This is a genomic window from Arthrobacter sp. 05L45_2 (assembly GCF_056397525.1).
The window spans coordinates 1-1,535 of record NZ_JBFTNO010000340.1; the positions used below are offsets into that span (position 1 = coordinate 1).

The following is a 1,535-nucleotide window of genomic DNA, read 5'->3' on the forward strand; positions in this document are numbered from 1 at the left end:
GCGTGTAGTTGGTCTCGTCCCGGTCCAGGCACGCCATCCCGGCGGCGAGGATGTGGCGGGGGAGGGCGAAACCCGGCTCGCCGATGCTGAGCACAATCGCGCCGGGCGTGTGCCAGGCGGCCTCGGTAATCTCGCGGATCTGGTTGACGGGTACGTCGCGGACGTGGGCTGCAAGCTCGGGCATGTCTGCCATCCTAGCCGCGGACGGAGTCCGGACCGGGGGCATCTTCGGCGCGGATATACTGGGAGGCGTGCTTTCTGGACTGGTGATAGTGGACAAGCCGCAAGGCTGGACCAGCCACGATGTGGTTGGACGGATGCGGCGGATCGCCGGTACCCGAAAGGTGGGCCACGCCGGGACCCTTGATCCGATGGCCACGGGGGTGCTGGTGCTCGGGATCAACAAGGCGACCCGCCTCCTGACCTACATCGTGGGAACCTCCAAGACGTACACCGCCACCATCCGTCTGGGTGAGTCGACCATTACTGACGACGCCGAGGGCGAGGTCACTGCCACGGCCAGCGCCGCCGCCGTGACCGAGGACGCCGTCCGCGCCGGGATCGCAGAGCTGACGGGGGAAATCCAGCAGGTCCCCAGCAGTGTCAGCGCCATCAAGGTCAACGGCGAGCGTGCCTATGCCCGGGTCCGCTCCGGTGAAGAGGTCAAACTCGCCGCGCGTCCCGTGACCATCCACCGCTTCGAGCTCCATGAGCTCCGCCGGGCCAACGACGGCGAGGCCCTGGACCTCGATGTCACCGTGGAGTGTTCATCCGGGACGTACATCCGTGCCCTCTCTCGGGACCTCGGCGGCGCCCTGGGCGTCGGCGGCCACCTCACCGCGCTGCGCCGGACACAGGTGGGGCCCTACACGCTGGACCAGGCGCGCACCCTCGAAGAGCTCGCCGAGGAACTGAACGTGCTGGAGATGTCGCAGGCCGCCCGGGCGCTGATGCCCAACCGCGACCTCACCGCTGAAGAGACCACGGAGCTGTCCTTCGGGCGGCGGATCTCCGCCGGTGCTGCCGCAGGGACACCGGGGGCCGCGACGCCGGAACAGCCTGCCGCTGCCTTCGCGCCCGACGGTTCCCTCGTGGCCCTCCTGGCCGACGCCGGCAGCTACGCCAAACCCGTGCTGGTTTTCGCGCCGGACAACGAGAAGCCGGCGGGCTGAGCGTGGACGCGTACTTCTACATCATCCTGGTGGTCGGTTTGCTCTCCACCCTGCTGTGCCTGGGCGCCGGCATCATGAAGAAGGCCCCGAACGATGCCACCATCCTGTCGGTGGCCGCCGTTGAACTGTCCCTGCTGGTGTACCTGGTTGGTTCGATTGTCCGGGTCGCCTCGGGGGAGCGGATCGCCGGTGAGCCCTGGGAATTCTGGGGATATCTGGTCACCGCGCTGATGCTTCCCGTCGGTGCGGTGTACTGGTCCATCCTGGAACGCACCCGGTGGAGCAATTTTGTGCTGGCGGCTGTCGGCGTCACCGCGCTGGTGATGGCGGCCCGAATGAACCAGATCTGGTACTGACGTGGAA

At 67.7% G+C, this 1,535-nt stretch carries 2 protein-coding genes and 1 pseudogene; 2 read left to right on the forward strand and 1 reads right to left on the reverse strand.

Features of this window, described 5'->3' with window-relative positions; translation table 11 throughout:
• Window positions 1-184 (reverse strand): annotated as a pseudogene (locus AC1DHD_RS16230) (pyridoxal phosphate-dependent aminotransferase); the annotation flags it as partial.
• Between the two features lie 67 nt (window positions 185-251).
• Here AC1DHD_RS16230 and truB point away from each other — a divergent pair.
• On the forward strand, window positions 252-1,172 hold the full coding sequence (gene truB, locus AC1DHD_RS16235; RefSeq protein ID WP_476880690.1) for a tRNA pseudouridine(55) synthase TruB: 921 nt from the start codon (window positions 252-254) through the stop codon (window positions 1,170-1,172).
• Window positions 1,173-1,174: 2 nt separating this feature from the next.
• Entirely contained in the window at window positions 1,175-1,528 is a 354-nt protein-coding gene (locus AC1DHD_RS16240; protein WP_476880691.1) for a hypothetical protein, read from the forward strand.
• The last annotated feature ends 7 nt before the right edge of the window (window positions 1,529-1,535 follow it).